Source organism: Thiorhodovibrio frisius, from assembly GCF_033954835.1.
Taxonomy (GTDB): domain Bacteria; phylum Pseudomonadota; class Gammaproteobacteria; order Chromatiales; family Chromatiaceae; genus Thiorhodovibrio; species Thiorhodovibrio frisius.
On record NZ_CP121471.1, the window covers coordinates 648851 to 674657 of the forward strand.

20 protein-coding genes are annotated in these 25807 nt (G+C 63.1%); 12 read left to right on the top strand and 8 right to left on the bottom strand.

Annotated elements, in window-relative coordinates; all coding sequences use genetic code 11:
- Nucleotides 1–3: 3 nt before the first annotated feature.
- From rdgB to Thiofri_RS03335, 5 genes are all read left to right on the top strand, one after another.
- Nucleotides 4–615: an RdgB/HAM1 family non-canonical purine NTP pyrophosphatase gene (gene rdgB / locus Thiofri_RS03315; protein WP_009150288.1), complete on the top strand. Its 612-nt coding sequence runs from the start codon at nucleotides 4–6 to the stop codon at nucleotides 613–615.
- A gap of 33 nt (nucleotides 616–648) precedes the next feature.
- Nucleotides 649–1353, top strand: coding sequence for a YggS family pyridoxal phosphate-dependent enzyme (locus Thiofri_RS03320; protein ID WP_009150289.1), 705 nt, complete (start codon nucleotides 649–651; stop codon nucleotides 1351–1353).
- 106 nt (nucleotides 1354–1459) lie between these two features.
- Entirely contained in the window at nucleotides 1460–2281 is an 822-nt protein-coding gene (proC, locus tag Thiofri_RS03325; RefSeq protein ID WP_009150290.1) for a pyrroline-5-carboxylate reductase, read from the top strand.
- Between the two features lie 173 nt (nucleotides 2282–2454).
- Complete coding sequence (locus tag Thiofri_RS03330) at nucleotides 2455–3042, top strand: YggT family protein (RefSeq protein WP_009150291.1); 588 nt, start codon at nucleotides 2455–2457, stop codon at nucleotides 3040–3042.
- A 30-nt stretch (nucleotides 3043–3072) separates the two neighbouring features.
- The gene (locus Thiofri_RS03335) at nucleotides 3073–3357 is read left to right on the top strand and encodes a DUF167 family protein (protein ID WP_009150292.1); all 285 of its coding nucleotides are present in this window, start codon (nucleotides 3073–3075) and stop codon (nucleotides 3355–3357) included.
- 48 nt (nucleotides 3358–3405) lie between these two features.
- Here Thiofri_RS03335 and Thiofri_RS03340 read toward each other — a convergent pair whose 3' ends face one another.
- On the bottom strand, nucleotides 3406–4080 hold the full coding sequence (locus Thiofri_RS03340) for a sulfite exporter TauE/SafE family protein (protein ID WP_009150293.1): 675 nt from the start codon (nucleotides 4078–4080) through the stop codon (nucleotides 3406–3408).
- 85 nt (nucleotides 4081–4165) lie between these two features.
- Here Thiofri_RS03340 and pyrE point away from each other — a divergent pair, with 85 nt between their 5' ends.
- On the top strand, nucleotides 4166–4864 hold the full coding sequence (gene pyrE / locus Thiofri_RS03345; protein WP_040857356.1) for an orotate phosphoribosyltransferase: 699 nt from the start codon (nucleotides 4166–4168) through the stop codon (nucleotides 4862–4864).
- Between the two features lie 110 nt (nucleotides 4865–4974).
- A complete protein-coding gene (locus Thiofri_RS03350; protein ID WP_190275846.1) occupies nucleotides 4975–6051 on the top strand; it encodes a DUF4124 domain-containing protein in 1077 nt (358 codons plus the stop codon).
- Nucleotides 6052–6054: 3 nt separating this feature from the next.
- On the opposite strand, the gene argB is transcribed toward Thiofri_RS03350, so the two are convergent.
- The 4 genes from argB to coaBC form a co-directional block, all read right to left on the bottom strand.
- On the bottom strand, nucleotides 6055–6951 hold the full coding sequence (gene argB, locus Thiofri_RS03355) for an acetylglutamate kinase (RefSeq protein WP_009150296.1): 897 nt from the start codon (nucleotides 6949–6951) through the stop codon (nucleotides 6055–6057).
- 61 nt (nucleotides 6952–7012) lie between these two features.
- On the bottom strand, nucleotides 7013–9634 hold the full coding sequence (locus Thiofri_RS03360; RefSeq protein WP_009150297.1) for a phosphomannomutase/phosphoglucomutase: 2622 nt from the start codon (nucleotides 9632–9634) through the stop codon (nucleotides 7013–7015).
- A 103-nt stretch (nucleotides 9635–9737) separates the two neighbouring features.
- A complete protein-coding gene (gene dut, locus Thiofri_RS03365) occupies nucleotides 9738–10196 on the bottom strand; it encodes a dUTP diphosphatase (protein ID WP_009150298.1) in 459 nt (152 codons plus the stop codon).
- Entirely contained in the window at nucleotides 10180–11379 is a 1200-nt protein-coding gene (gene coaBC / locus Thiofri_RS03370; RefSeq protein ID WP_009150299.1) for a bifunctional phosphopantothenoylcysteine decarboxylase/phosphopantothenate--cysteine ligase CoaBC, read from the bottom strand. Before coaBC ends, dut begins: the two co-directional genes overlap by 17 nt.
- Nucleotides 11380–11509: 130 nt before the next feature.
- On the opposite strand from coaBC, the gene radC reads away from it, so the two are divergent.
- From radC to recD, 5 genes are all read left to right on the top strand, one after another.
- Nucleotides 11510–12184: a RadC family protein gene (radC, locus tag Thiofri_RS03375; protein WP_009150300.1), complete on the top strand. Its 675-nt coding sequence runs from the start codon at nucleotides 11510–11512 to the stop codon at nucleotides 12182–12184.
- A 131-nt stretch (nucleotides 12185–12315) separates the two neighbouring features.
- A complete protein-coding gene (locus tag Thiofri_RS03380) occupies nucleotides 12316–13323 on the top strand; it encodes a helix-turn-helix transcriptional regulator (RefSeq protein ID WP_009150301.1) in 1008 nt (335 codons plus the stop codon).
- A 158-nt stretch (nucleotides 13324–13481) separates the two neighbouring features.
- Entirely contained in the window at nucleotides 13482–17072 is a 3591-nt protein-coding gene (recC, locus tag Thiofri_RS03385) for an exodeoxyribonuclease V subunit gamma (RefSeq protein ID WP_009150303.1), read from the top strand.
- Nucleotides 17072–21064 (top strand): exodeoxyribonuclease V subunit beta, encoded by a 3993-nt coding sequence (gene recB / locus Thiofri_RS03390; protein WP_009150304.1) that lies wholly within the window; start codon nucleotides 17072–17074, stop codon nucleotides 21062–21064. The genes recC and recB overlap by 1 nt, the downstream gene beginning before the upstream one ends.
- Nucleotides 21065–21112: 48 nt before the next feature.
- Entirely contained in the window at nucleotides 21113–23296 is a 2184-nt protein-coding gene (gene recD / locus Thiofri_RS03395) for an exodeoxyribonuclease V subunit alpha (protein WP_223296803.1), read from the top strand.
- Here recD and ccmI read toward each other — a convergent pair.
- The 3 genes from ccmI to Thiofri_RS03410 are packed head-to-tail and all read right to left on the bottom strand — an operon-like array spanning nucleotide 23293 to nucleotide 25803.
- Nucleotides 23293–24714: a c-type cytochrome biogenesis protein CcmI gene (ccmI, locus tag Thiofri_RS03400; protein ID WP_009150307.1), complete on the bottom strand. Its 1422-nt coding sequence runs from the start codon at nucleotides 24712–24714 to the stop codon at nucleotides 23293–23295. The two genes, recD and ccmI, sit on opposite strands and share 4 nt — an antisense overlap.
- Nucleotides 24711–25193: a cytochrome c-type biogenesis protein gene (locus tag Thiofri_RS03405; RefSeq protein ID WP_009150308.1), complete on the bottom strand. Its 483-nt coding sequence runs from the start codon at nucleotides 25191–25193 to the stop codon at nucleotides 24711–24713. Before Thiofri_RS03405 ends, ccmI begins: the two co-directional genes overlap by 4 nt.
- 22 nt (nucleotides 25194–25215) lie before the next feature.
- Nucleotides 25216–25803 (bottom strand): DsbE family thiol:disulfide interchange protein, encoded by a 588-nt coding sequence (locus Thiofri_RS03410; RefSeq protein WP_009150309.1) that lies wholly within the window; start codon nucleotides 25801–25803, stop codon nucleotides 25216–25218.
- Nucleotides 25804–25807 lie beyond the last annotated feature (4 nt).

Genomic DNA, 25807 nt, shown 5'->3' on the forward strand with positions numbered 1-25807 from the left:
ACCATGACCCATCACCAGCATGCCGTGGTCCTTGCCAGTAATAACGCTGGCAAGCTGCGCGAAATCGAGCAACTTTTGCAGCCGGATGCCGTGCGCCTTTATGCGCAAGCGGAATTCGGCATCGACAGCGTCGAGGAAACCGGCCTGACCTTTGTCGAAAATGCGATTTTGAAAGCTCGCCATGCGGCAGCGGGCAGTGGTCTGCCGGCCATTGCCGACGACTCCGGGCTTGAGGTTGACGCGCTAAAGGGGGCGCCAGGTATCCATTCGGCGCGCTATGCTGGCCCGCATGCTGATGATCAAGCCAATTGCGCCAAACTGCTCGAAGCCTTGGCCGAGGTGCCCCAGGGGCATCGCCAGGCGCGCTTTCAGTGTCTGCTGGTCTATCTGCGCCATGCCGAGGACCCGACCCCGGTGATTTGTCAGGGCACCTGGGAGGGACGGATTTTGACCGAGCTGCGCGGCGACCAAGGCTTCGGCTATGATCCGCTGTTCTGGGTGCCTGGGCAGAATTGCAGTGCCGCCGAGCTGGATTCCGGCACCAAGAACGCGCTTAGCCACCGGGGGCAGGCGCTGGCGCAGTTGTTGGCCGCGCTGGGCGATAGATTTGCTTGAGGATATCGGGCATAAACCGGTGATGAATCCCCCATGAATACGGATCATGACAGCCAAATAGCCACCTGTATCGAACAGGTCCGAGCGCGGATTCAGGCAGCCGAGCAGCGTTTTGGGCGCGAACCCGGCAGTGTGCGCTTGCTGGCGGTCAGCAAACGCCAACCGCTGAGCAAGCTGATGGCCGCCCATGCCGCCGGCCTGCGCGCCTTTGGCGAAAGCTATGTGCAGGAGGGTGTCGAGAAACAACAGGCGGCGGCCGGACATGACATCGAATGGCATTTCATCGGTCGGGTGCAGTCGAACAAAACCCGCCAGATCGCCGAGCATTTTGACTGGGTGCATGGACTGACCAGCGCGGATCATGCGCGGCGCCTGGCGGCTCAGCGCCCATCTGAGCGCGGTCCGGTGCACGTCTGCGTCCAGGTCAATCTAAGCGGCGAGGCGTCTAAGGCGGGTATCGAGCCTGAGCAGGCGGCGGATCTGATCGCGGAGATTGAAGACTTTGAGAGCTTGCGCCTTGAGGGCTTGATGACCCTGCCGGCGCCGGCGGAGGATTTCGCCGCCCAGCGGCGTCCTTTCGCGGCGCTGCGGGCGCTGCGCGATCAACTTGCGCGCGAGCACAGGCCTTTGCCCACGCTCTCCATGGGCATGTCGCGGGATCTTGAAGCTGCCATCGCCGAGGGCGCTACAATGGTGCGCGTCGGCACTGCGCTTTTCGGCGAACGTGCGCCGGTCTGACAAACCGAAACCCTTTGAGATTTCGGCTCGTTCTGTCCTTTTACAGAGTATCGAAACGTTCCAGTAGCTTGGAGCAAACAGTAAAGACCAAAAGCGTTCAAAATCCATGTCGAATACATCTCTCACTTTTATCGGTGGTGGCAACATGGCCCGCAGCCTGATTGCCGGTCTGATTGCTGATGACCACGAGCCTGCAGCTATCCGTGTTGTCGAGCCCGATGCCGCCAAGTGCGAACAACTCAGGCGCCATTTTGGCGTCACGGCCAGTGCGGACACCCAGGCGATGCTGCAAGGCGCGCGCGTGGTGGTGCTCAGTGTCAAGCCGCAGGTGGCTGCCGGGGTTTGCCGCGCGCTCGCACCTTTGCTTCCCGCCAGTGCGCCACTGGTCATCTCCGTGATGGCTGGCGTCACCAATGTCAGCATTCAGCACTGGTTGGGCCGGTCGGTTCCCCTGGTGCGCGCCATGCCCAACACGCCTGCGCTGGTGCAATCGGGCGCCATCGGCCTTTATGCCAACGCACAGGCAAGCGAGGAAGAGCGCAATCTGGCCGAGGAGATTCTGCGCGCCGCTGGGCTGACACAGTGGGTCGAGAGCGAAGCCGATATCGATGCTGTAACCGCGCTCTCAGGCAGCGGACCAGCCTATTTTCTGCTGCTGATGGAAGCGATGGAACAGGCTGGTATCCGTCAAGGGCTGGATGCCGAGACCGCGCGCCTGCTGACCATCCAGACCGCGCTTGGCAGCGCTCGCCTGGCGATGGAAAGCGATGAGTCGCCGGCTGAACTGCGCGCCCGGGTGACCTCGCCGGGCGGCACCACCGAGCGCGCTATCGCCTGCTTTGACGAAGGCGGCTTCAGCGGACTGGTTGATCAAGCTATCGCTGCGGCGCGGGCACGCGCGGCCGAGCTGTCCGCCGAGCTTTCCTAACCTTCATGGTCCCGACCACCCAGGGTAATGAATCCGTCTGATTCACAGTAAAGCGATGCAGTGCGAGGACTGATTGACGGTTAGCCGCTTCGTCTGCGCGCGGAAGTGTTCTGGCAACTCCGGCGCTGCGACACAACACGAAATCTAACGGATTATCTCCCGGAGGCCATGTCATGGATACATCCTATTTCATTAACCCGATTGTTTTTCTGGTCAAGACGCTGTTCGGCATCTATACCACCCTGTTGGTGCTGCGTTTTTTGCTGCAATGGGCGCGTGCCGATTTCCATAACCCGATTTCCCAGTTCGTGGTGAAGCTGACCGGACCGGTGTTGCAGCCGGTGCGCCGTATTGTGCCAAGCATCAAGGGGATGGATACCTCCTCTCTGGTGGTGGCTTGGGTGGTCAAAAGCATCGAGCTGCTCGTGATCGCTCTGCTGCTTGGCGCCTCGAGCCTGGCGTGGCTGGCACCGCTGTGGGCCATTCCGGCGCTTGTCAAGCTGGTGCTGAATCTCTTTTTGTTCGCCATCCTGATTCGGGTGATTCTGAGCTGGGTGAATCCCGACCCCTATAACCCGGCGGTCTCCCTGCTCGGGCGCTTGACCGATCCGCTGATGCTCCCGGCTCAACGCTTGCTGCCGCCCATTGGCGGCCTTGATCTCTCGCCCATGGTGGTGATGATTGTGCTGGTGCTGCTACAGATGCTGCTGTTGCCGCCTTTGCTTGCGTTGAGCATGGCCCCAGCGGGACTGATGCTCTGAACGGTTGCGAGCGGGCGACCTGACAGGAGCATGACCTGGTATCGCTGGGACGGCGAGGATTTGACCCTGAATTTGCGGGTGCAGCCGCGGGCGCGTCGCGACGGCTTTGCCGAGCCGATTGGCGATGCCGTTAAAGTCCAGTTGCGCGCCCCCCCGGTTGATGGGCGTGCCAATGCCAGCCTCATCGCCTTTGTGGCCAAAGCCTTTGGTGTGCCGCGCGCGCAGGTGACCCTGCTCAGTGGCGAGCACAGCCGCAGCAAGCGCTTGCGCATTCAGGCGCCGCGAGCCTTGCCGGACGGTATCGAACGCGATTGAGATAGCCGTCCTGGCCGGCGAGCCTGCGCGGGGCGCTGCGGCGGTTGCTCAGATCGCCAGAAGCTGCCAGAAAGCCAACAACGCAAAGCCGATGATCAGGGCTCCGGCGACCTGGTTGAGCCAGGGACGCTCGAGCAGTCGCGCTGCGGCGCCGGCGAGCAGCCCCATGCCAAGCAGATTGGGTAGGGTACCCAGGCCGAAGGCCAGCATCAGCAGCGCACCGGACAGGGCGCTGCCCGAGGCCAGCGACCAAATCAGCACGCTGTAGACCAGGCCGCAGGGCAGCCAGGCCCAGACGAATCCGACACCCACGGCCTGCCAGCCATGGCGAATCGGCAGCCAGCGCTGGCCGATGGGCGCGATGAAGCGCCACAGCCGAGCGCCGAGGTGTTCGAGTCGTGCCAGTCCCTGCCACCACCGTCCAAGATAGAGACCCAGCAGCAGCATCATCACGGCGGCTGCGGCATAGAGCAGACGCTGGGCGTCCTCAAGCGGCAGGGATTCGAGCATCAAGTCGCCCAGCCCGCCGAAGAGGGCGCCGATGACGCCGTAGCCCAGCAGGCGGCCAATGTTGTAGCCAAGCTGAATCAGCAGGCGATCAGGAAATGGCCGTTCCTGCGGCTGGCTGAGCGTCAGGCTGGTGACAATGCCGCCGCACATGCCCAGGCAGTGCATGCCGCCGAGCAAACCGACCAGAAACGCAGTGATCAGAGAAGCTGTCATGACTGGCAAGCCGGTTTTGCGCGGCAGCGGCTGCGGGAAGCGGCTATCATAAGGAAAGGGTGAGTTGGCTTGATCGGGTTTGCTGATGGAGGCTGGTTTGACGGCACATCGACAGGAATATCGGCAGGATTTCGTCCGTTTTGCGATTGAAGCCGGCGTGTTGCGATTCGGCGACTTTGCGCTCAAATCCGGGCGGCGCAGTCCCTACTTTTTTAACGCGGGGCTGTTCAGTACCGGCGCGGGGTTGGCGCGCCTGGGGCAATTCTACGCCTGCGCTTTGGCGGAGTCTGGACTTGAGGTTGATATGCTGTTCGGCCCGGCGTACAAGGGTATACCGCTGGCCGCAGCGACCGCTATCGCGCTGGCTGAACACCATGGTCGCGATCTGCCCTATGCGTTTAATCGCAAAGAGGCCAAGGATCACGGCGAGGGCGGGCAGATCGTTGGCAGTCCGCTGAAGGGGCGGGTGCTGGTGATCGATGACGTCATTACGGCCGGCACCTCGGTGCGCGAATCGGTCGAACTGATTGAGGGCGCCGGCGCCCGGCTTGCCGGTGTGCTGATTGCGCTTGATCGGCGTGAGCGCGGGACTGCCGGTGTTGCCGCGACCGATGAGGTCGCCGCGCGTCATGGCGTGCCGGTGATCAGCATTGCCTCACTCGATGAACTGATCGACTTCATGCGCCAGCATCCAGGTCATGGCGACTTTACGCCCGAACTGCTCGGCCTGATGGAAACCTATCGGGAGCAGTACGGCGTTACCGAAAACGGAGGAACACAATGATCTCTCGGCTGCATTCGTCCGCTCTTCTTCGCGGGCGCTCGCAAGAGCGGGCGTTATATTCCAATCATTTTCGGCCTCGCGCAGCATTGGCTGCTGCTCTGGCGCTTGGCTTGGGAGCCTTTTCCCTGTCCGCGCCAGGGCAGCAGCTTTATCGCTGGGTCGACGATGACGGCAAGACGCATTTCTCTGACCGGCTGCCGCCCGAGGCAACCGGCAAGGCGCGTGTCGAACTCTCCGAGGAAGGCATCCCCGTGCGCGAAGTCGAGCGTGCCAAGACGCGCGAGGAGTGGCTACAGGAGCAAGAACTCGAACGATTGCGCAGGGAGACGCAGGCGCAGGTCGACAAACAGCGCAAGGAGGACGAAATTCTGCTGCGTTCCTACCGCTCGGCGGACGATCTGATGATGATGCGCGATGGTAAGATCGAGGCGATCGATGTGATGATCCAGCAGATCAAGGGTAACATCCGGCGACTGCAAAATCGCGTCAACCGCTTGCAGGCCAATGCTGCCGATCTCGAGCGCGCGGGCAAGCCGATTCACCCAACGCTTGAGGGCGATATTCGCTCGACGAAAGACAACATTGAGGATCAGCTGGCGCTCATTTTGCAGCATGAACGCGACAAACAGGGGGTTTATGAGAAATTTGCCGAGGATCTTGAGCGCTTTCGGCGCCTGAAGGATGTCCGTGAACCTGTGGTGGATCAAAGCAGTGAACAGGTCCGCCTGGGGTTAAAAAACCTGGTGCTCTGCGCCAATGATCGCGAATGCGATCTGCTCTGGGGACAGGCGATTGGCTATGTGGAGGCGCACTCCACCCAGCCCATCGAAAGCCTGAGCGATAATGTGGTGATTACAACCGCGCCGCAAGACGAGGAGGATATCAGCCTGATCGTCTCGCGCATTGCCATTGACGCCACGAGCCCCGATGCTGGCTCGGTGCTGTTTCTGGACCTGCAATGCAGCAGCTATACCGAAACGGCGTCCTCCTGTCGCACGCCAGCGCGCATTGAGGTGCTCGAAGGTTTTCGCGCCGCACTGCTCGGAGACGCCGCCGGTCGGATGCCTGAAGACAAGAGCGGGGAGGACGCCGGTGCCGCTGGGACTGAAGCGACTTCAGCTGCGCCTGAGCGTGCACCAGCTCCGGCACCAGCGCCTGCACAGAAACCCGCGCCGGCTGGGCAATAGCTGCTAGCGCCGGCGAATCAGGCTGCCGATGCCTTCATCGGTGAAGAGATCGAGCATCACGGCATGCTCGATCCGTCCGTCGAGGATATGGGCGGCCCCAACGCCCATCTGCACCGCTTCCAGGGCGCAGCGCACTTTCGGCAGCATGCCTCCCTGGATGGTGCCGTCCTTGATGAGTTCATCAACCTTGGCGGCATCAATGTCTTTGATGAGCTGGCCCTTGTTATCCAGGAGTCCGGCGGTATTGGTCAGGAGGATCAGCTTCTCGGCGTGCAATACCTCGGCCACCTTGCCGGCGACCAGGTCGGCATTGATGTTGTAGGAGAAGCCATCGGCACCGACGCCGATGGGCGCGATCACCGGAATAAAATCGCCGCCGACCAGCATGTCCACCACGGCGGCGTCGATGCTCTCGACCTCGCCGACATGGCCGATGTCGATGATCTCCGGCTCGTTTAACTCGGGCGCGTCGCGCTTCAGCAATAGCTTGCGCGCGCGGATGAAATCTCCGTCCTTGCCGGTCAGTCCCACGGCCGCGCCGCCATGGCGGTTGATCAGGGTGACGATTTCCTTGTTCACCAGGCCGCCCAGGACCATCTCGACCACATCCATGGTCTCGCTGTCGGTGACGCGCATACCCTGCACGAACTCCGTCGCCTTGCCGAGGCGCTTGAGCAGATCGCCAATTTGCGGTCCACCGCCATGCACCACCACCGGGTTGATGCCAACCAGCTTCATCAACACCAGATCGCGCGCGAAGCCCTCTTTCAGCCGTTGTTCGACCATGGCGTTGCCGCCATATTTGATGACAATGGTTTTACCGCTGAAGCGGCGGATATAAGGCAATGCCTCAATCAGTACGTGGGCAATGTTCTGGGCGCGTTCGGCGGGAAGAGACATGTTTCTTGGTGGCTGGTGACGGGTGATTGGTGGAAAGCGAGGCTTGATGTGTGATAACCGCTCAGAATGGCAGTTCCAGGTCAGGAGCCGCACTTTGCATGATGCGGCGTACCAGATCCTTGAGCTTCTCAAGGGTGGACTCGTTCATCGCCTCGAAGCGGAAGGCCAGCGCCGCCTCGGAGTTGGATGCGCGGATCAGCGCCCAGCCTTTGTCGCTCTCAAGCCGCAGGCCATCAATGGTAATGGCTTTAACGCCACTCAAACGGCCCTTGGCATCCATGACCTGCGACATGATCTCGATTTCCTGGCCAGGGGCCACTCGCGCGAGCAACTCCGGCGTGCCAATCGCGCTGGGTAGTTCGGCGAAGATATCTTGCGACGGGCGCGGATCAATGGCCAACACTTCAACCAGGCGCGCAGCGGCGTAGAAGGCGTCGTCAAAGCCGTTCCAGCGGTCGCCGAAGACGATATGGCCGCTGTATTCACCTGCCAGCGGTGCATTGAGTTCTTCGCGCTTTTCTTTGATAAAGGCATGACCGGATTTCCACATCACCGGCTCACCGCCCAGGCTCTTGATTTGTTGTGTCAGCAGGCGACTGCATTTGACGTCGAATACAATATTGCTGCCGGGCGCGCGCGAGAGCAGGTCGGCCGCGAGCAGCATCAGCACGCGGTCGGTCTGTATGAGCTGACCGGCCGAATCGACTACCCCCAGGCGGTCACCATCGCCGTCGAAGCCGAATCCGATATCGGCGCCATGCTCGATGACGGCGTCGATCAGATCGCGCAGGTTCTCAGGCGCCGAGGGGTTGGGGAGTTCGGTGCCGGCACGCGGGTCGGACAGGTCGCAGCGTACTTCGATCACCTCGCAGCCCAGGTTGCGGAAGAGTTGTGGCGCTACCAGCGCCGGGGTGGCGAAACCGCAGTCCAACGCCACCTTCAACGGGCGTGCGAAGCTGATGTTCTGTTCAACTTCGTCGAAATAGTCCGCTAGCACGGATTGCTCGCGATAGCTCCCCTCGCCGGTCATGAACTCGCCCCGCTGTAGCCGCTGTTTGAGCTTGGCGACATTGAGCGCGGTGGCGGACTTGCCGGAGAACGCCAGCTTGACTCCGTTGTATTGCGCCGGATTATGGCTCGCAGTCACTATGGCACCGGAGATGTCGCCGGCCAGATGGGTGGCGAAGTAGAGCACCGGTGTGGGAACCGTGCCAAGATCAATGACGTCGCAGCCGCTGGCGCGCAGGCCTTCGGTCAGGGCGGCGGTCAGCGGCGTGCCGCTGGCGCGATGATCATGGCCGACCAGCACCGCCTTGCTGCCGATTTTCTGGGATTCGGTGCCGACCGCCTGGCCGAGCAGACGCATGAAGTCTGCGGTCAGTTCGGAGTCGATCAGTCCACGAATATCATAGGGGCGAAACACCCGTGCGGGAATGGTGCCCAGGACTTTGGCCACATCGACGCGGGTGATGCTGTCCCCTGGTGGCACGCTTGTAGAGGCGCCATCAGACCTCGGCGCTATCACGCTTGAAGGTATGGTCAGGCTTGCGTCCATGGTCGCCGCATTCGCCTCGCCACTGCTGTCCGTGAGCCTCATGGAAGGCGCATCCTCGGTTGTGTTGATGCCAGCGCTGCTCCTTGCGGTATGTGCCCGCTTGCGGGACATGTGTTTCAGGGTGTCGTCAAGCCCGAGTAGTTCCTGCAGGCGAATGTTGCGCTTGGTTGGCGGTTGTCCGAGGTTAACCTGTCCCAGGCCAGCGTTGAGTTGGTCGATGTCTTTTTTTACACGCCGGGCCTGTGTTCCACCGACAGTAAGGAAAATGACCAGGTTGACTGCCACCAAAGCGCCGGCGACAACCAGATTCTGCCATCGCATGGCGGTGTTGCTCAGCGTGGGTGCAGGTTGCCAGGCGAGCAGTTCGATCTCGGTTTCGGGTATCTTGGCACTCGCCGTTACGGCTCCTGACACGGGTGGAGGTGCCGCCTTGGGCGCGATGGTTGCCTTGGATCGCCCCTCGCCCTGCTGGAAGAGGAAATGACGATTGCGCGCGATGTTTGCATGCGGCTCGGGTAGCAGTTCGAGCGGCAGTGCCAGATAGATGGCGCCGAGCAGGGTGCGGCCATCATTTGCCAACACCGGACCGGCGATCGCCAGATGCGCGTCCGGCGTGTCGACCTGATGTGCCTCCAGCGAGGAAATGTCGCCGGAGGTGGCGACCTTGCGGATCAGGTCCAGGCCCGCGTAGCTCAGTGACAGCCGGTCCTCGTGCAAAATACGCGCGCCCGATGGACCTGATTCGAGCTGGATGAGATGCAGCGCGAGCGCCTGGGGAACGCGTTGTTTCAGGCGCGTGGCCGTGGCGCCGAAATCCGCCTGGTCGGCGTATTCAAAGGTGGTTCGTAATTCTCGGTCAGTCGCGAGTTGTGTGAGCTGCTCACGCAGACCCTCCTTGCGCTCTCCCAGGGTGTCGGCCAGGCTGGTGACCAGTTCCTGGAGGTGATTTTGCTGGGCTTGGCGCTCGACGCTGACCTCAAGCCAGGCAGTGCCGGCAAAGGCAGCGCCAATAACCACAACAGACGCGGCGGCGGCACCAAGCCAGTAATGCATCAGGCGCTGGGGTTGCGCAGGCTTGGGTTGCGCGCTGTTGTTCCTGTGTTTGGCGGATTTTTTTCCAAGAGCCATAATGTCAGTGAAGTCCCGTTGCGGTGTCGGGGAAGGTGCCCCTCGCCTGACAGATCGAATGAGAGAAATGCACTCTTTGCCTTTGATGGCCTGGTCTGCCGGTTCAATGCCGACCGCTGTGCCCGAAGCCCCCGCCGCCGCGTGATGAAGGCGAGAATTCCTCGACGATTTCAAGCCGGGCTTGGAGCACGGGCACAAGTACCAGTTGCGCGATGCGCTCGCCGATTTGAATCTCAAAGCTCTCCTGGCCGCGATTCCAGCAGGATACCAAGACTTCGCCCTGGTAGTCGGAGTCGATCAGACCAACCAGATTGCCGAGCACAATGCCATGGCGATGCCCCAAGCCAGAGCGCGGCAAGAGCATTGCGGCGACGCCCGGGTCAGCGATATGTATCGCCAGCCCGGTCGGAATCAGCTCGGCCATGCCAGGGGCCAGGTGAATCGGGGCCTTGAGCATCGCACGCAGGTCGAGCCCGGCTGCGCCCTCAGTGGCGTAGGCTGGCAGCGGAAAGGCATCGCCCAAGCGCTGATCGAGAATTTTGAGTTTAAGCGGATGCGCCATAGCGTTCTGTGAGGATGCAGGCAATTTCGCGCGCGGCGAGTTGTTTCGACATCAGTGGCAGTTCGCGTTGACCGTCACGCCAGAGTATCAGCAAGGCGTTGTCGTCGCGATCAAAACCACCCTGTTCGCCGCCGACCAGATTTGCGGCGATCATGTCCAGGCCTTTGCGCTCGAGTTTCGCGCGGGCGTTGGTTTCCAGTGCCTCGGTCTCGGCGGCAAAGCCCAGAGTAAAAGGAGCGGGAGTGCGGGCGGCGACCTCGGCCAGAATATCGGGGTTGGGTACCAGTTGCAGATTGATGGTATCCGGGTGCTTTTTTAGTTTGTGCGGTGCCTGTTGCTTCGGTCGGTAGTCGGCCACGGCTGCTGCGGCGACGAAAATGGCGCAATCGGCAATCCGTGCCATCACCGCTGCATGCATCTCGGCGGCGCTTTCGACCTCAATTAAGTGCGCGACCGAAGGTGCCGGCAGTGCCGTGGGGCCAGAAACCAAAATCACCTGGGCTCCCAACTCCGTTAACGCCTGTGCTAGAGCATAGCCCATCTTTCCGGAACTGCGGTTGCCAATAAAGCGCACCGGGTCCAGGGCTTCGCGCGTTGGCCCAGCCGTGACCAGCACTTGGGCACCGGTGAGTGGACGCGGGGCGCTGTCAAGCAATGCCCCGGCGATGGCGGCGGGCTCGAGCATGCGACCGCTGCCGACCTCGCCGCAGGCCTGCTCGCCGCTTTCGGGCCCGAGCAGACGCAAGCCGCGAGATAGCAGGCGCGCGACATTCTCTTGCACCGCCGGATGCGACCACATTTGTTGATTCATGGCCGGTGCGATGGCCAGGGGTGCCTGGCTGGCCAGCACCAGGGTCGTCAGCAGATCATCGGCCAGCCCATGGGCAAGGCGGGCAATGAGGTTTGCGCTGGCTGGAGCGATGAGGATCTGATTCGCCCAGCGGGCGAGCTCGATATGGCCCATACCGGCTTCGGCCGAGGGATCGAACAGCTCCGAGCGCACTGGGCGGCCGGCGAGAGCTTGCAGGCTGAGTGGCGAGATAAAGGCCCGCGCATGCGCGGTCATGACCACCTGCACCTCGGCCCCCCGCTCGCGCAGACGGCGGATAAGTTCGGCGGCCTTGTAGGCAGCAATGCTGCCGCTGACCCCGAGCAGAATCCGTGGCGGGTTTTGGCTGGTCATGGCCCCGGACTCAATTGGCCGTTCGATTGGGTGCTCAGCTGGGGGGGCGGCTGGGGCTTGGCTGTGAATGGCATTTCGTCTACTCTCTGCGAGTGCGGCGGCTTATTGTGATCCGAACCAGGGGACAAGTATGTCGATTCTTGACTGGCCGGCGGACGAGCGACCGCGGGAGAAACTGCTCGATCTCGGCGCCGAGGCGCTGACGGACGCCGAACTGCTGGCCATTTTTCTACGAACCGGGGTGTCGGGCAAGAGCGCGGTCGACCTGGCGCGCGAATTGTTGGCCACTTATGGCGGTCTGGTGGGGCTGTTGTCGGCGAGCCAGCAGGACTTCTGTTCGGCCAAGGGGCTGGGCCAGGCCAAGTTTGTGCAACTGCGCGCGGTGCTCGAGATGAGCCGGCGGTATTTGCGCGAGGAGTTGGTCGAACGCGACGCTATCACCAGCCCGGAGGCGACGCGTCGCTATCTGAAAATGCGCCTGCGAGGCTATCCCTACGAGGTCTTTGCCGGGTTGTTTCTCGATAACCGCCACCGCGTGATTGAATACCAGGAGTTGTTTCGCGGCACCATTGACGGCGCCAGCGTGCATCCGCGCGAGGTGGTACGCGCGGCCATGAACTGCAACGCCGCAGCGGTGATTTTCGCCCACAATCATCCGTCAGGCGTGGCCGAACCCAGTCAGGCGGATATCCGCATTACCGAGCGGCTGCGCCAGGCACTCGACTATGTCGAGGTGCGGGTGCTCGATCACATTATCGTCGGCGAGGGCGATGGAACCTCCTTTGCCGAGCGTGGTTTAATCTGAGCGCGTGGATTGCCCGGAGCTTGAAAGCCGGACCCCAAAAACCGAAAACTGATTTGCGATGGGTATAGTGCGCCAGTTTGTCCTGATGACGATGATGATCGCAAGCTTGCGCGCATGAGGATTTTTTGCCGATGAGTGCGACCCATCTCGAGCGGATCGAGCGGCTGCAGCGCCTGGAGGGGCTGATTGCGCATGCGCACAGGGCGCCTTCCCGTTGCCCGGATGTCGGCTGGCTCGAGCGCAAACTCGGCGATGAGGATGGGCGGCCCAGTTCGCCGACCGCCCGGCGGCGCAGGTTGCAGCGGGATTTAACCGAATTGGTGCGCGATGGACGCATTGAGGTGGTGAATCCCGGTGGCAAGCCGTTGTGCTACCGTCGCTGTGCACAGTCGCACGACGATGATCCTGCCGTGCTCGCCTTTACCCGCCGGCAAATCGCTGATCTGGTGGGGGAAATGGTCCCGCAACGACGCCTGAACGCGCTCTGGCGCTCACTCTTGCAGCAGGATCACGGACCCATTCTTGACGAGCAGCGCCTGCGTATGCTGCCCGATACCCTGCGGCTGGTGCCAGCGGATGTGAAGCCGAAGGTGCTAAAGGCTGTTATTACCGCATTATGCGAGCAACGCACGCTCAAGGTGCTCTATCAGAACAACGCCGGTGAGCGCAGCCAGCCGCGCCTGCACCCGCAGGCGTTGGTCCAACGCGGGCCCGTGACCTACCTGCTGGCGCTCAAGAACAAAGAGCCCGAGCCGGTGCGTTTCTACGCCTTGCACCGTTTAATCCAGGCAAGAGTCGAGGATGACACGGCTCGTGCGGCCGAGCATTTCGACCTCGACCAAGCCATCGAACAGGGCCGCATCGACTTTGGCCGCGGTGAGATGATCGAGCTGGACCTGCGTGTGCGCGGCTATCTTGACGCCGTGCTGCGCGACTGTCCGCTGAGCGAGGGCCAGCGGTTGCAGGATGAACCCGAGGACAGCGACTTCAGCCTGCGGCTCTGGGCCCAGATTCCCTCCAGTGGTGCCCTGCTGCGCTGGCTGCTGGCCGGCGGTGACAACCTGGAGGTGGTCGCTCCCGAGTCCCTGCGTCAGGTTTTGGTCACCCAGACGGCCAAAATGGCCGCCATCTACTCTTGATCGAGTATCAGTCTCATGGTCCCGACCACCCCGGAGGATGAATCCATGAGATACAGGGTAAGGCTCATGGTCCCGACCACCCCGGAGGATGAATCCATGAGATACAGGGTAAGGCTCATGGCCCCGACCACCCCGGATAATAAAGCTGTTTGACAGTAATGGGCACCACCGACATCCAACCCGGTTTCATGGTCATCCAGGGCAATCGCCTGGAAGGGCTCAGTGGCGTGATGACCGCTTGGCTGCGGGCTTATCCACTGCGAGCGCTGGAGAACGAGGTCCTTGTGGTGCAGAGCAATGGCATCGGCCAATGGCTCAAGCTCGCCTTGGCCAGGCCGCAGCAAGACGACGGCAGCGGAGGTTTGGGTATTGCTGCGGCAGTGGATCTGATGCTGCCAGCGAGTTTTATCTGGCACAGTTATCGCGCGGTGCTCGGCGCTTTGCCCGATACCTCCGCCTATGACAAGGCGCCGCTGACCTGGCGGCTGTATCGGCTTCTGGGTGATCTGGATGTCTTGGCCGCAACGCCGGATGAGACCCTCTGGCTCGATGCGCCGCGCGCTTTCTTGGCGACGGATCAGGACCCGCGTCGGCGTTATCAACTGGCCGAGCGCCTGGCCGATCTGTTCGACCAATACCAGGTCTACCGCGCCGACTGGCTTGCGGCCTGGGCACAGGGCAAGGATGTGCTGATTCGCCCGGATGGTGCGCACCAGGCGGTGCCCGAGCGGCAGCGCTGGCAGCCGCTGCTGTGGCGGCGGCTGCGCCAGGAATGCCAGCCGCCGGCCGATCCATCGACTCCGGATCTGGAGGTGACGGGCGAGCGCAGCCGTGCCGAGATTCACCAGCAGTTTCTCACGCTGGCCGCTCGCCTGAGTCCCGAGACCCGGCCCGAGAGTCTCCCTCGGCGGGTGATCGTTTTTGGCGTTTCGGCCCTGCCGCGTCAGGCGATTGACGTTCTGGATGCCTTATCCTCGCTCACTCAGGTGATGCTGTTCGTGCATAACCCCTGCCGACATTATTGGGGCGATATCCTCGAGGGACGCGAACTCTTCCGCAGCGCCTACCGGCGCAGCCGCGAGCGCAAGGTACCGGAGGCGGTGGACGAAAACGCCTGGCATCTGCACGGCCATCCGTTGCTGGCCGCCTGGGGCAAGCAAGGGCGCGACTATATTCGCCTGCTCGATGAGTTCGACCAGCGTGAGCACTACGAAGCCGCCTTTACCGCCAAAGCCCTGGAAATCGACCTGTTCGAATCCCCCCTTGAGGCGAACCCAGATGACGGCGGCGAAGCAACCCTGCTGCAACAATTACAGGACGATATCCTGGAACTGCGCCCGCTTGGTGAGCGCCAGGCGCTTGGCGCCCGCATCGACCCGCGTCGGGATCACAGCCTGCGCTTTGTCATCGCCCACGGTCCGCAGCGGGAAGTCGAGATTCTGCATGATCAACTGCTCGACGCCTTTGCCGCCGCTGATGCTGCCGGCAAGCCGCTCGCTCCGCGCGATATTCTGGTGATGGTGCCAGCCATTGAGACCTACGCCTCGCTCATCGAGGCCGTCTTTGGAAGGCTTTCGACGGATGATGCGCGTTTCATCCCCTTCAGCATTTCTGATCAGGGACCGCGCCAGCGCAGCCCCCTGCTGCTTGGGTTCGAACGTCTGCTCAGCCTGCCGCAGGCGCGCTGCACGGTCACCGATGTGCTCGACCTGCTCGACATCCCGGCACTGCGCGCGCGTTTCGACCTGGACGAAGCCGATCTGCCGGCGCTGCGCCAGTGGATCGCTGGTGCCCAAATTCGCTGGGGGCTGGACGCCGATCATCGCGAACGCGACTTTTCCTTGCCGCCCAATCTGGCGCAGAACACCTGGCGCTTTGGTCTGGAGCGCATGCTGCTCGGCGTGGCCAGCGGTCGTGGCGAAGCCTGGCAGGGCATCGAGCCCTATCACGAAGTCGCCGGACTCGAAGCGGTCCTGGTCGGCGCTCTCGATGAACTGCTCGCGCGCTTGTCCCATACCTGGCAGCTGTTGCAGCAACCCCGCTCCCCGGCGGATTGGAGCCAGAGCATCGCGACCCTGCTCGATGGCTTTTTCCGCCCGGTCAGCGATGCCGATGAACAGAGCCTGACGCTGGTGCGGGATACCCTGGAACAATGGGTGCTCGATTGCGCCCGTGGCGGCCTGAGCGAGGAGTTGCTGCCGCTTGAGGTGGTACGTGAGCCTGTGCTTGCCGCGCTAGACGAACCGAGCCTGAGCCGGCGCTTTCTTGCCGGCTCGGTCAATTTTGCCACCCTGATGCCAATGCGCGCCGTACCTTTTCGGCAAATCTGGCTGCTTGGCATGAATGACGGCGACTACCCCCGTGCGCGGCATCCGGCTGACTTCGACCTCATGGCCCGGGATTATCGCCCCGGTGACCGTTCCCGGCGCGAGGATGACCGCTATCTGTTCCTCGAGGCGCTGTTGTCGGCGCGCGAGCGGCTGACCATTGGCTGGGTCGGGCGCAGCCAGCGCGACAACAGCGAGCGCCCGCCCTCGGTGTTGGTGGGCCAATTGCGCGACCACATTGCAGCCGGCTGGCAGCTGGATGGAGAAGGCGCAAGCCTGCTCGCTGCGCTAACCACCGAGCACCCGCTGCAACCCTTTAGCCGACAGTATTTCGCGCCGGATCGCCCCGCCGGACTCTTCACCCATGCCAAAGAATGGTCACTGCTCAGCGCAGCGTCCGAGCCGCAGCAACAGGCGCCACCCGTGCTCGCCCCGCCCGTTTTCGATGCGCCCATTGGCTGCACCGATCTCGGGCGTTTTCTGCGCCATCCGCTTAAGACCTTCTACAGCCGCCGGCTCGGGGTCTATCTGGGGCAGAATGCCGAACAGAGCGAGGACGAAGAACCTTTCAACTTCGATGCCCTGGGCCGCTGGGGGCTCGACGATGCCATCTTGCGCGATGTCAGCGCTTCGCTGGCCGTCGTTGGGGCGCACACTTCTCGCGCCGGCGATCCGCTGGGTGATGCCATCAGACGCCGCGCGCGCGCAGGCGAGCTACCACTGCCGCCCTTCGACCGCGCCTGGCGGGACCAACTCAGTGAGCGGCTGCAACAACCGGTCGAACGCTACCGGGCCTTGCTTCTTGAGTACCCCGAGCAGCCTGGAAACGCCGGTGTTCGGGCCGGCACCCCGCTGCGTCTGGCGCTCGATGATCTCATCCTCGAAGATACCGCCGATGCCTTCACCAGCCCGATCCGCATCAATGCCAGTGGCGAGCGGTTGCGCCTGATTCTGCAAGCCAGCCGACTGTATGACGGCGACACAGTCAAATGGCATGGTCTGATTCAACACTGGCCCCTGCATTTGAGTGCCCAGTATCAGGGGCCGACCCGCACCCTGGTGCTGGGCCCGGAGAGCGAGATCGAACTGCAACCGCTCGCCAGGGAAAACGCGCGGGAACACCTGCTCGTACTGATGCAGGGTTACCGTCAGGGTCTGAGCGAACTCCTGCCCCTGGCATGCAAGACCGCTTTCGCCGCCCTGTGCGCCGATTCCAATCCCAAAGCCGCCAACCCCCGTGCCACCTACGAGGGCGGCTATAACCGGTCGGGCGAAAACGCCGACCATCCGGGCTATCAGCGCTTCTGGCCGAGCTATGACGACCTTGTGGCCGATGCGCGTTTCACGGTGCTCAGAGACCAGCTCTACCGGCCTTTGTTCGATCATCTAAGCGCCGGCTCGGGACAGGCAGGAGACCAATAATGGGTGGCTCAGCGTCCGATTCTGTCGTTGGCCTCGACCCGCTGCGCTTCCCGTTGCATGGCCAGCGTCTGATCGAAGCCAGCGCCGGCACTGGCAAGACCTTCACCCTGGCGCTGCTCTATACCCGGCTGGTGCTTGGCCACGGTTTGGACGGCTGCGCCTTCGACCGCCCCCTGGTGCCACCGGAGATTTTAGTCGTCACCTTTACCGATGCCGCCACCAAGGAGTTGCGCGCACGCATTCGTGAGCGCCTGGTCGAAGCCGCCGACTGGTTTGCGGCCCCTGCCGATGCCACGCCCGCCGACGCCCTGCTCGGGCAAATGCGTGCTGACTATCCACCGGATGCCTGGCCGGGCTGCGCCCGTCGACTGCGCCAGGCGGCCGATTGGATGGACGAGGCGATGATCGTCACCATCCATAGCTTCTGTCAGCGCATGCTCAAGGAGCATGCCTTTGCCACCCGTGGCCTGTTCCAGCGCGAACTCGTGACCGATCAGTCGGATCTGCTGCTCGATGCCCTGCGCGATTACTGGCGGATGCATTTCTATCCCCTGCCAGCAGAACAGATCGCCTGCATTCAGGCCGTCGTCGACTCGCCAGAAGCGCTGTATCAAAAGCTGGGCGACTGGATCAAACGCCCGGATGCCCAGCTGTCGCATAGCGGCCAGCCGGTGCTGCCTGAGGATCTGCGCGCGCCCCTGGCCGCCACCTGCGACCAGCGCCAGCGCGAGGCCGCAGCGGCAGAGCTGGAAGAGCCGGCTCGCGCCCGCTGGCGTGAGCATCGCAAAGAGGTTGATGCCCTGTTGTACGAGATTCGTGACCATCTTGACGGGCGCAGCTATCCCAAAAAGACCGTGGAATCTTTTGGTACATGCTTGGCTGAACTTGCGCAATGGGCCGATGGTGGCAAGACGCCCGACAAGATCCAGCGCTTCGCGCAAGAGGGGTTCAAGTTCCGGGGCAGTGCGCCTGTCCAACAGGCTCCCGCGCATCCCGCCTTTCAGGCCATCGCCGACTGGCAGGCCGAGGTTGCGCGGGTGCAAGCCCAATCCGTCGCGCCCGATCCGCCGCTGGCGCCGCGTCTGCTTGCGCATGCTGCCGACTGGCTGAGCCGCGAGTTGCCGCGTCGGCTCGGCCAGCGAGCCGAGATGGGCTTCGACGATCTGCTGCGCGATCTGGACGCTGCGCTCAATCCGTCAACGGCCAGCTTAAGCGATCAAACTCTGGCCGAGACGCTGGCCGCGACCCTGCGCGCGCAGTTCCCGGTCGCCTTGATCGATGAATTTCAGGACACTGATCCGCTGCAATACCGTATTTTCGAGCGCATTTATGCGCAAAAAACCGATGCGGTACAGGGCGATGCGCCACATAAGGATGCGCAGTCGACAGCGCTGGTCATGATCGGCGACCCCAAGCAAGCCATCTACGGTTTTCGCGGCGCCGACATTCACGCCTATCTCGCCGCGCGCCAGGCCACGCGCGATCAACTCTATACGCTCAAGACCAACTATCGCTCCACCCAAGCCGTGGTCGATGCCTGCAACAGGCTGTTCGAGCACGCGGAGCAGCATGACGCCGGTGCGTTTCGGTTTGGGTCCAAAGAGGCGCCGGATGACAATCCCATTCCCTATGTGCGGGTGAAAGCCGCCGGTCGCGCCGATCAACTCCTGCTCGATCAACAACCCGCGCCGGCCATGACCTTCTGGTGGCTCGACGGCGAGAACGGCGGTCCGCTCGGAAGCCCCGCCTATCGCGAGGCCATGGCCGAGGTGGCAGCCTCAGAGATTGTGCGCTGGCTGCAACAGGCGCGTGAAGACCGGGCCGGTTTTCGCACCGGGAATCACTGGCAACCGCTGCGCCCGCGCGACATTGCTATTTTAGTGCGCAACCGCAAGGAAGCAGCGGCCATGCGCGACGCCCTGGCCAAGCGTCGGGTCAATAGTGTCTATCTGTCGGATCGTGACTCGGTGTTCGCAACCGCAGAGGCTGCTGATGTGCTCCATTGGCTGCGGGCCTGCGCGCAACCCCGGGATGAGGGCCTGGTGCGCACCGCGCTTGGCACCAATACCCTGGCCCTGGCGTTGGATGCTTTCGACCACTGGCAGCGCGACGAGTTGGCCTGGGAAGCGCAACTCGAGCGCTTTCGCGACTATCGGCAACTGTGGCAGCACCGGGGCGTGCTGGCCGCGCTGCGTCGGCTAATGCACGATCATGACCTGCCGGCACGTCTGTTGGCGCAGCCAGGAGGCGAGCGCAGCCTGACCAATCTGCTGCATCTGAGCGAGTGGTTACAACAGGCGGCCAGCAATCTGGATGGGGAACAGGCGCTGATTCGTCATCTGAGCGAGCACCTCGGCGAGGGCGACTCCAGCGATGAGTCCATTCTGCGCCTGGAAAGCGATGCTGAATTGGTCCGCGTGATAACCATTCACAAATCCAAGGGACTGGAGTATCCCCTGGTGCTCTTGCCCTTTATTTGCAGTTGGCGCCCGGTTGACGGAAATGCGCGCAGCGTCATTTATCGGCCAGATGCGTCCATGGAATCTCTGGAGCGCTTCATCGAAGTGGCCGGCAATAAGGTCTTTCCAGATGCCTGGGAACAAGCTGATGACGCACGCCTGAGTGAAGATATGCGCCTGCTCTATGTCGCCGCTACGCGTGCGCGCCATGCGCTCTGGCTCGGCATTGCGCCGCTCAAAAACGATAGCAGCAAGCAGCCGAAACTCCACCGAAGCGCCATTGGCTATGCTTTGAACGGCGCTCAGGCGTTCCCGACCAGTGCGGCCGTGCACCAGCGCCTAGCCCAGCTGACACAGGGCTGCGATGCCATAGCGCTGCTGAGCGCTCCGGAGCCCGATGCACGCTGCCTGACGGCGGAGGATGACGAAACCCTGGACCCGGCTCGCGAGCCCGCGCACCGTCCCTTCGCGCCCTGGTGGATTTCGAGTTACTCGGCGCTGCGCCTGGGCATGAGCGCGCCGCCCGAGGACCAGGAGCCAGCGCCAGGAGCCGAGACTGCGAACCAGGAAACCGCGCTCGAAGAAGCCGCGCTTGACCTGACCCAGACGCTCGTTCCGCGCGCTGAGCCGGTAGGCGGTGCTGCCGCACAGGCTCAACCACCTGTCGCTGCGACTGCAAGCCCGGCAGCGGGGGCGCTGCACGACTTCCCCCGTGGCAGCCGCGCCGGGACCTTCCTGCACGGCCTGCTTGAATGGGCAGGGCGCGCCGAGTCCTCAAACAGCCAATCCGGCTTGGGGCGGGGTTTCGCGGCTGCGGCTGCATCACCGCCCGAGCGCCGCGAGATGCTCGCGCGGCGCTGCACCCTGCGCGGACTTCAGGGTTGGACCGATCCGCTAAACGCTTGGCTTGGCGCGATGCTGAGTCGCTCTTGGATCTTGCCCCAGGATGCGGGGCGGCCTGACAGTGCGCCCGAGCCGCCCGGCGGAAAGACAGGAAGCGAGCTGGTGCTGGCCGAACTTTCGCCATCGGACGTGCAGGTCGAGATGGAGTTCTGGATTCAGACCCGGTCTGTCGATATTCGCCGGCTCGATGCGCTGGTGCAACAGCATTGCCTGGCCGGCGAGTCGCGACCGACGCTGCACGCCGGCCAGCTCAATGGCATGCTCAAAGGCTTTATCGATTTGGTATTTGAGCACCAGGGTCGGTTTTATGTGCTCGACTGGAAATCCAACTGGCTTGGCCCCGATAACAGCGCTTACACCCCAGAGGCCATGCGCGGCGCCATCTTGCATCACCGTTACGATCTGCAATACCTGCTCTATCTGCTCGCGCTGCACCGGCTGCTTGGCGCGCGCCTGCCTGACTATGACTACGACCGTCACATCGGCGGTGCCGTCTATGTGTTTTTGCGCGGTGCGGGTGCTCCCAGCCAGGGGCTTTTCACCGACCGCCCGCCGCGCGCCCTGATCGAAGCACTCGATGGGCTCTTTGCGGGGCGCAGTGCGCAGTCGCAAGAGGAGGACGGTGAGTGATGGAGAAAAGCAGCGACATGGTGGCCAACGATGAATGCGAAGGAGCCAATGCCCCGAGCGCTTACCCTGAGTCAATCGGAATCATTTTCTGGCGTGGCCGTGACCATGAGCGTTAGTCAGGTAGATTCCATGCTGAAAACCTTCGCGGCCTGGGTCGATGCTGGCGCCCTGCGTCCGCTCGACCTGGCCCTGACCCGCTTCCTTGCCGAGCGCGGCCCGGAGCAGGACCAAGCGGTGCTGCTTGCCGTGGCGCTGACCAGCGAGCGCAATGGGCATGGGCATGTGTGCCTGGACTTGGCGGCCGTGATGGCCAATCCGGACGCCGTCCTTGGACGTGAATCCGAGGATGCTGGGGTTGGAGCGGCGGTGCGCGATGCCTTGCGCGAGCGTCTGGAGGCGATCGGCACCGCTGCGGACTGGGCCGAATGCCTGGCCGCAAGTCCCTGCGTCAGCGATAGGCGCGGTGCGGATGGGGGCCAGGGCGCCGGGGCGGAGTTGGGATACGATGATGGCTCAAACCCGCTGGTGTTGGCCGGCGCAGCCCATCGGCCGCTGCTTTATCTACGCCGTTACTGGCAGTATGAACAGCGCATTCGCCACGGGCTGGATGCAAGGTTGCGGCAACAATGCGCCGTTGATGTGCAGGCGCTGCGCCAACAACTCGATGCGCTCTTTGCTCTGGCTCCGGGGGAGACACCGGTCGCTGATCCGGACTGGCAGCGTGTTGCCTGCGCCTTGGCCGCCCGAAGTGCTTTTTTTATCATCACCGGTGGACCCGGAACCGGCAAGACCACCACTGTGCTGCGTCTCTTGGCCGTGTTGCAAAGTCTGGTCGCGCCGGGGCAAGCGCCGCTGCGCATTGCTCTGGCCGCGCCCACCGGCAAGGCCGCCGCGCGTCTCAACGAATCCATCGCCGATCAGCTACGCAAGCTGTCCGTAGCCTTCCCTAGCAAGGACGCACTCCCGACCAAGGTGACAACCCTGCACCGGCTGCTCGGCACCATTCCTGGCAGTCGGCGTTTTCGCCACCATGCCGCTCAACCCCTGCCAGCCGATCTCGTGGTGGTGGACGAGGCTTCCATGGTGGATGTTGACATCATGGCCAGTCTGCTCGAGGCCATGCGCCCGGATGCCAGACTGATACTGCTTGGTGACAAGGATCAGCTCAGCTCGGTGGAGGCGGGTGCGGTGCTGGGCGATCTGTGCCAGCGCGCCGCCGGGGTTCACTACAGCCCAGAGACAGCCGCCTGGCTGGAAGCGGCCAGCGGGCAGCGGATACCTGATGCCTTCATCGATCCGGCAGGCCAGGCGCGCGATCAGGCCATTGTGATGCTGCGCTACAGCTATCGCTTTAGTGCCGAGGGAGGCATTGGCGCGCTAGCGGCCTTGGTGAATCAGCCCGATGCGGCCGATACCGGCGCAGCGGGTCGGTTGCGCGCGGTGCAGGCGCTGTTTGCGCGCGGGCAGACGCAGGACGATAACCGCCTCGGCGCGATTGAATCCATCGCGCTTGCCACGCCTGAGGCCGCGACCTTGGCCGAACTGGTTTGCTCAGGCTATGGCGGGGACGACAGCTATCTGGCGCTGATGCAGCGCAAGGCGCCGCCGGCTGGCACTGAGCAGACCAGGCTTGATGCCTGGGCGGGCGAGGTGCTGAAGGCGCAGAAGAGTTTTCAGCTCCTCACGCCCCTGCGCTCCGGTCCCTGGGGGATCGAGGGGCTGAATGAATGTATTCTTCGGCGTCTGCGCGCTGCCGGACTGCTGGCGGGCGGGGATGACGCGCGCGGGCTGGCAAGCGGGCAATGGTTTCCGGGACGCCCGGTGCTAGTGACCCGCAACGACTATGGCCTGAACCTGATGAACGGCGACATTGGTGTCACCCTGGCGGTGCCGCGACCGGCGAACGGCTCGGACTCAGCGCTGGCTTCTCGTCCAATGCTACGGGTGGCCTTTCCCGGTGCCGATGGCAAGGTGCGTTGGATTCTGCCCAGTCGTCTGCAAGCGGTCGAGACCGTTTTTGCGATGACGGTGCACAAGTCCCAGGGCTCGGAGTTCATCCACACTGCGCTGGTGCTGCCAGATCGGGCCAATCCGGTGCTGACGCGCGAGTTGCTCTATACCGCCATCACCCGCGCCCGCCACCGATTCACCCTGCTTTATGGCAGCGAGGCGGTCTTGGGTGAGACGCTGGCGCGGCGGGTCGAGCGGGTCAGCGGTTTGGGCAGCGCCTAAGGCAGCCGTTGGTTGATGACCACTGGGACCGCCGCCTGGGCCGCACTGGTTGCGATGGGGCCGGACTCGCCCTGCAAGTCGCCCGACATTGGCATGGCCTGACCGCTGAGAGAGATGCGCGCGCCAAGGATCACCTTGGGGAAGTTGGACAGCGTCATCGCCGGATTCATGGCCATGCTGTCATCGAGCGTCAGAGTGGCGGGTAGGTCGCCGACACGCAGGCGCTGCGCGGCTAATGGCATAGGTGGACCGGCGGCGGCTTTGGCGTAGACGAAGACCACCGCGTCGGGGGGTAATTGGTCTGATAGCTCGGGCGCGATCGAGACGCTGACCTGAACGCGCGCGCCGGGCGCGGCCGGTTTGTCAGCGTCACTGGTGGTCTCCTCGCTGACGCTGGTTTCCCCTGTCTGCGCGCTTGCGGGGGCTTGGGGCGCTGGCTTGTCCGCTCCCGTGGCCGCCTGATCGGCTTCGCTCGGTTTCCTCTGTTGCGGCTCCGCAGCGGCTGGTGCTTGGTCGGAGGCGGGTGCAGCCACCACGCCACCGCGCTTGCGCGCTTCTTCGATCAGGCCGCGCAGATCCTCGGCGTCACCGCTGTTGGGAGCGGTCTGATCCAGTATCCGCTGCCAGGACTGGATGGCGGCGCTGTATTGCCCGCGCTGGAAGGACAACATGCCAGTGAGCCAGCGGGCGTTGATGTGGTTGGGATCGGCAGCGAGCACTTGGCTGATCAACTCGGCGGGCTGGCCCTCAAGGTTATTGTTGTTGTTGGCGGCCAGCGCCTCGGCGTAGGTGAGCTTGACATCCAGGTCGTCGGGGGCGAGTGCGTAAGCGCGTTCCAGCGCATGCAAGGCGCCGGGAGCGTTGCCAAGCGCGAAGTAGGTGCGCCCGAGCATCACCCAGCCTTCAATGTCTCCCGGGTTCTGCTCCATGCGCGCGGCCAGACGATTGGCCAGTTCATCGAGCGGCGGCATCTCGCCATCGCCGCCATGGCCAGGAATGCTCTGGGTGGCGCCGGCCTGGGCCAGACGCGGGATGATATCGGGCGTGCCAGTGGCCTGGTAGAAGGCCACCGCCAGCGCGGGGATGGCCAATGCCAGCAGCGGCAGCAGCCAGCGTCCGCGGGTGGCGTGCTCTGTGCTCGAGGCGCCGGCGTCGTCCAAGTCGTGCAGCAGTTCGCGCTCCAGTTCCAGGCGGGCGGCCTGGTGTTGCTCGGCGTCGATTTTGCCGTTGGCCAGATCGACATCAAGTTCGGCCAATTGCTGGCGAAACAGGCCAAGATTCACTGCGTCCTGTGTGACGTTTGCTTTTGCGGCATCCGCTTGGCCGGCGATGGCGGTGCGTGCGCGCCACAGCGGCACTAGCACAAAGAAAGCGGCCAGCACGAGCATGGCACCGGCCAGAGTCCAGAAGAGGGTCATAGGGGTTTGTCCTCACCGCCGGGGGGCGTATCCAGCAGTTGTTGCAGTCGTTCTTGTTCGCTCTCGGAGAGGGAACTGGGTGGTCCGGCGCGGCTCCGGACCAGTGAGCGCACCATAAAGAAGGCCGCGATGCCGATCAGCACGAAGGGGCCGAACCAGAGCACATAGGTGGAGGGTTTGAGCGGCGGGTCGTAGAGCACGAAGTCGCCATAGCGATCAGTGAGGAAGACCAGGATTTCCTCTTTTGATTTGCCCTCGCGCATCATGCCGTAGACTTCTTCGCGCAGATCCTGGGCCAGATCGGCCTGAGAGCCTTCCAGAGACTCGTTCTGGCATACCAGGCAGCGCAGTTTGCTGATCAGCTCGCGGAATTCTGCTTCCTGTCCGGGGGAGTCGAACTGGAACTCTTCCAGCGTAAAGGCGCTGGCGGCTGCGCTGAAGACCAGCAACAGAGCAAATAGCCGCAGGGACTTGAGCATTGGTCGGATTCGCAGTGGCATCTCAGCGTACCGGATTGGATGTTGGGTCGGGTTGTTCGCGTTGCAGCTTGGCGATGATGGGCTCCAGCGTCTGTTGCCAGACTTCCGGATCAATCGGGCCGATGTGCTTGTGGCGAATAATCCCGTTGCGATCAACCACGAAGGTCTCGGGTGCGCCATAGACACCCCAGTCGATCCCTGAATTGTTGTCGGGGTCGAAGGCGATCAGCTGATAAGGATTGCCGCTCATGCGGATGACCTGCGTGGCATCGGCCTGGTCGTCTTTCCAGTTCAAGCCGATTAGCTGAATATCCTTGCGCCGGGACAGCTCCATCAGCATGCCATGCTCGGCGCGGCAGGCACCGCACCAGGACGCCCAGACGTTGACCAGGGAAATTTTGCCATCCAGATCGGCATTGGAGACTGACCGAGACGGGTCGAGGAGATCGGGCAGCTTGAACTCAGGCGCCGCCTTGCCGATTAGCGGCGAGGGGACTTCGCGCGGATCCTGACCGAGGCCGTAAAGCAGCAGGCCAGCCAGTGCGCCGAAGATGATCAGCGGCACCAGAAAGCGCAGGGTGGAGGATTTTTTGTTGGTGGCTTCTGTCATAGTG

Excerpts from the sequence above, each read along its gene's own strand:
- pyrE (WP_040857356.1), top strand. The coding sequence starts at position 4,166 with ATGGAGGCTGGTTTGACGGCACATCGACAGGAATATCGGCAGGATTTC.
- rdgB (WP_009150288.1), top strand. The coding sequence starts at position 4 with ATGACCCATCACCAGCATGCCGTGGTCCTTGCCAGTAATAACGCTGGC.
- ccmI (WP_009150307.1), bottom strand. The coding sequence starts at position 24,714 with ATGACCCTCTTCTGGACTCTGGCCGGTGCCATGCTCGTGCTGGCCGCT.
- Thiofri_RS03335 (WP_009150292.1), top strand. The coding sequence starts at position 3,073 with ATGACCTGGTATCGCTGGGACGGCGAGGATTTGACCCTGAATTTGCGG.
- Thiofri_RS03320 (WP_009150289.1), top strand. The coding sequence starts at position 649 with ATGAATACGGATCATGACAGCCAAATAGCCACCTGTATCGAACAGGTC.
- recB (WP_009150304.1), top strand. The coding sequence starts at position 17,072 with ATGGGTGGCTCAGCGTCCGATTCTGTCGTTGGCCTCGACCCGCTGCGC.
- Thiofri_RS03410 (WP_009150309.1), bottom strand. The coding sequence starts at position 25,803 with ATGACAGAAGCCACCAACAAAAAATCCTCCACCCTGCGCTTTCTGGTG.
- Thiofri_RS03380 (WP_009150301.1), top strand. The coding sequence starts at position 12,316 with ATGAGTGCGACCCATCTCGAGCGGATCGAGCGGCTGCAGCGCCTGGAG.
- Thiofri_RS03340 (WP_009150293.1), bottom strand. The coding sequence starts at position 4,080 with ATGACAGCTTCTCTGATCACTGCGTTTCTGGTCGGTTTGCTCGGCGGC.
- coaBC (WP_009150299.1), bottom strand. The coding sequence starts at position 11,379 with ATGACCAGCCAAAACCCGCCACGGATTCTGCTCGGGGTCAGCGGCAGC.
- recD (WP_223296803.1), top strand. The coding sequence starts at position 21,113 with ATGCCCCGAGCGCTTACCCTGAGTCAATCGGAATCATTTTCTGGCGTG.
- Thiofri_RS03330 (WP_009150291.1), top strand. The coding sequence starts at position 2,455 with ATGGATACATCCTATTTCATTAACCCGATTGTTTTTCTGGTCAAGACG.
- dut (WP_009150298.1), bottom strand. The coding sequence starts at position 10,196 with ATGGCGCATCCGCTTAAACTCAAAATTCTCGATCAGCGCTTGGGCGAT.
- Thiofri_RS03360 (WP_009150297.1), bottom strand. The coding sequence starts at position 9,634 with ATGGCTCTTGGAAAAAAATCCGCCAAACACAGGAACAACAGCGCGCAA.
- recC (WP_009150303.1), top strand. The coding sequence starts at position 13,482 with ATGGGCACCACCGACATCCAACCCGGTTTCATGGTCATCCAGGGCAAT.
- argB (WP_009150296.1), bottom strand. The coding sequence starts at position 6,951 with ATGTCTCTTCCCGCCGAACGCGCCCAGAACATTGCCCACGTACTGATT.
- radC (WP_009150300.1), top strand. The coding sequence starts at position 11,510 with ATGTCGATTCTTGACTGGCCGGCGGACGAGCGACCGCGGGAGAAACTG.
- Thiofri_RS03405 (WP_009150308.1), bottom strand. The coding sequence starts at position 25,193 with ATGCTCAAGTCCCTGCGGCTATTTGCTCTGTTGCTGGTCTTCAGCGCA.
- proC (WP_009150290.1), top strand. The coding sequence starts at position 1,460 with ATGTCGAATACATCTCTCACTTTTATCGGTGGTGGCAACATGGCCCGC.